This window comes from Gemmatimonadota bacterium (genome assembly GCA_040388625.1).
Classification (GTDB): domain Bacteria; phylum Gemmatimonadota; class Gemmatimonadetes; order Gemmatimonadales; family Gemmatimonadaceae; genus Fen-1247.
Genome location: JAZKBK010000016.1, coordinates 306 through 2,735, shown reverse-complemented (window position 1 = coordinate 2,735; position 2,430 = coordinate 306). Strand labels below are relative to the sequence as shown.

4 protein-coding genes are annotated in these 2,430 nt (G+C 59.7%); 3 read left to right on the top strand and 1 reads right to left on the bottom strand.

Features of this window, described 5'->3' with window-relative positions; genetic code table 11:
* Nucleotides 1-252 precede the first annotated feature (252 nt).
* From V4529_17265 to V4529_17255, 3 genes are all read left to right on the top strand, one after another.
* Complete coding sequence (locus V4529_17265; GenBank protein ID MES2360094.1) at nucleotides 253-549, top strand: hypothetical protein; 297 nt, start codon at nucleotides 253-255, stop codon at nucleotides 547-549.
* Nucleotides 550-785: 236 nt separating this feature from the next.
* Nucleotides 786-1,466 carry a hypothetical protein gene (locus V4529_17260; GenBank protein ID MES2360093.1) on the top strand — a complete coding sequence of 227 codons (681 nt, stop codon included), beginning with the start codon at nucleotides 786-788 and terminating at the stop codon, nucleotides 1,464-1,466.
* 40 nt (nucleotides 1,467-1,506) lie between these two features.
* Nucleotides 1,507-1,740, top strand: coding sequence for a hypothetical protein (locus V4529_17255; GenBank protein MES2360092.1), 234 nt, complete (start codon nucleotides 1,507-1,509; stop codon nucleotides 1,738-1,740).
* 281 nt (nucleotides 1,741-2,021) lie between these two features.
* Here V4529_17255 and V4529_17250 read toward each other — a convergent pair whose 3' ends face one another.
* Nucleotides 2,022-2,270 (bottom strand): hypothetical protein, encoded by a 249-nt coding sequence (locus V4529_17250; protein MES2360091.1) that lies wholly within the window; start codon nucleotides 2,268-2,270, stop codon nucleotides 2,022-2,024.
* Nucleotides 2,271-2,430 lie beyond the last annotated feature (160 nt).

Here is a 2,430-nt window from a genome sequence, read left to right as displayed (position 1 = left end):
CGCCCAGGCCAAGCCTAACACCACCCAAACGCTCGAATTTTTTTCGGCTTCGCGAATTCCTAGAGATTGTGGAAAGCACTTGACACGACCGGGGCAGGCACGCGTAAGCTACGCGCGCGGGTGGGTGCCTGGGTCAGCGTAGCCCTAGGCACCGCCCAGGGCGGAGCGTGCGCCGCCTCAGTCGCGCGCAAAAAAAGCGGCTCACGTCGTCAGTTGCCTGCAAAGCAACGACGGAGCCGAAAGGAGTGTCACATGTCCAGGTTGTCCGATGGTTTCTCTCAAGTCCCGGTCGGTGAGTCTCTCGCATCGCGCTTGTACAAGCGCTTTGGCCCCGGGAGTCGTCCTGACTTGCGGCAGCAGCTCTACACGCGGCTGGAACTGCTCTGCACCGAAGGCCCGCCACATCAGACCGATCGAGCCTACCAAATCGTCGTCCGTACTGCCAGTGATGCCCAAGGCAAAACCGAGCCGTCCAAATATTTTTGTCGGGTGGTCTTGCTCCGGCTCCAGGAGGCGGGCATCATTGGTGCCAGCGATTTCGTCTTGTAGCGCAGCGGGTGCGGGAACTTACGACTTTCTTCGTCGGCGGTTCCAGGGGCGGGCGGGCGGACGTTGTTTGCTTTCTCTCGGCGGCGGCACGCGGTCTTTTTGGCCACGTCCGCCGCCGATCCCTTTTTTGCGATGCACTCTCGTTGCATCGGTTATGCTGAGGACATGTGTCGCTATCTACATGCGTTGATGTCAACGCCTGGTTAGCGATCGCAGTTGCATGGAGGTATTTTCATATGTTGTTTCGTGGAGTTTTTGGCGGCGGTGCCGCCTCGGGCAAGTCAGGATCTGTGGTGGCGAGCCACAATTCTGGCGGGCAGTACCTGCGGGCTCGGACGACGCCGACGAATCCGCGATCGGTCTTCCAGGATGCGGTGCGCAACGGGCTGCGCTTCCTGGCCAGGTTCTGGAGTACAGGCCTCAGCGACGCTCAGCGCACGAACTGGAACACGTACGGCCAGACGGTCGGCTCGACCAATCGCCTGGGAGACGCGATCAAGATCTCGGGCATCGCGGCTTTCCAACGCGCGAACGTGTCGCGCCTCCAGGCATCAGTGTCGCGCGTCGATGATGCACCTCCGCTCGTTGGCGCTCCGGCGCCGTTCCTGGCTGGATCCACGTTCAGCTTCTCCGGCACTGAGGGCACATTCACGCTGGCCGGCACGCTGCCCGTGCCAGGCTCGAACTCGAACAGCCACTTCTTTGCGTACGTGACTCCGCCGTTTTCTCCTGGTCGATCGTTCCCGCCGCAAAACACCAGGCTCGCGTTCACCCTGGCGGGCAACGCCACGGGCGGGCCGCATGCGTTCGCGTTGCCGTTCGCGTCCGCCGACTCGCTCCAGCAGATGCAAATCTCGATCACGTACTCGGCGAGCGATGGAGGTCTCGCCGGTCCGTTCACCTTTCCCGGGAACTAACGCGCCGCCGGTTCCGCCGCCCGTTGACCAGGCGGTTGAGGTGATCACCGATCGCGGCGGCGGATTATACGAGGTGACCAGCACGGATCCGTCCGGCTTGGCGCTTCTGGATCCGTCGTTGTTCACGGCCGCGGGGCCAGGTGCGACCGGGACTTCGCTGAGCAACGTACCATACGGCAGCACGTTGCAATTTGACCTGGTAGTCGTCGCCGGCGACGTTGTGGATTTCGCAGGAACAACGGGCTGGTTGCCCGGATCCTTCGTAGTCATGTGATAACAGTTGTTCATATTTACAGGAGTACATACGATGATTTGTCCGCATTGCAAGAAAGACCATCCCGGGTTCGTCACCTCGACGGGCCTTCGCCAGGCTGTTTGTGAGCGCTGCACGGCTCGTGCATCATTCAAAGCCCAGGCGGATCCCGTCCGGGAAAAGCCTGGGAAGCGCTCGGATGCCAAACACCAGGCATAATATATGTACGAAAGTACATATGTTGATTTAAAAAAAGGGCGGGTCGCGTGGTTGATCATCACGCGGCCCGCCTGGCATTTCCGCTACGCCGCGGCTGCCGACAGTTCGGCCTGCATTTTCTCTTGTGCCATCGTGGCGATTGCAAGCATGTCCTCGCCCGCTTCTTGATATAGAAGCGCCATCGAGTGCCAGCGGACCGCTGCCACGTGATCACCGCGATCTCGTGCCGCGTTGCGCATCGCGATCGCTTCCGCACGCAAATCGAAGTTTGCGTTTGCCAGCTCGACATGGTGGAGCGCCTCAACATGAGCATCCTGGAACGTGTCAACCATAACTTTCTCCTTATGAAAAGACACATGTGTATTTTACCATGTGATTGCATAAAAGCTAGTGTTTTCAATGGTTTTCTTCAAAAAAAACGCACACAGTTCCTCTCAGACGCACGTTCTCGATCGCGATCGACTCCCGACCCGACCGTTTTTCGCGTCGCAC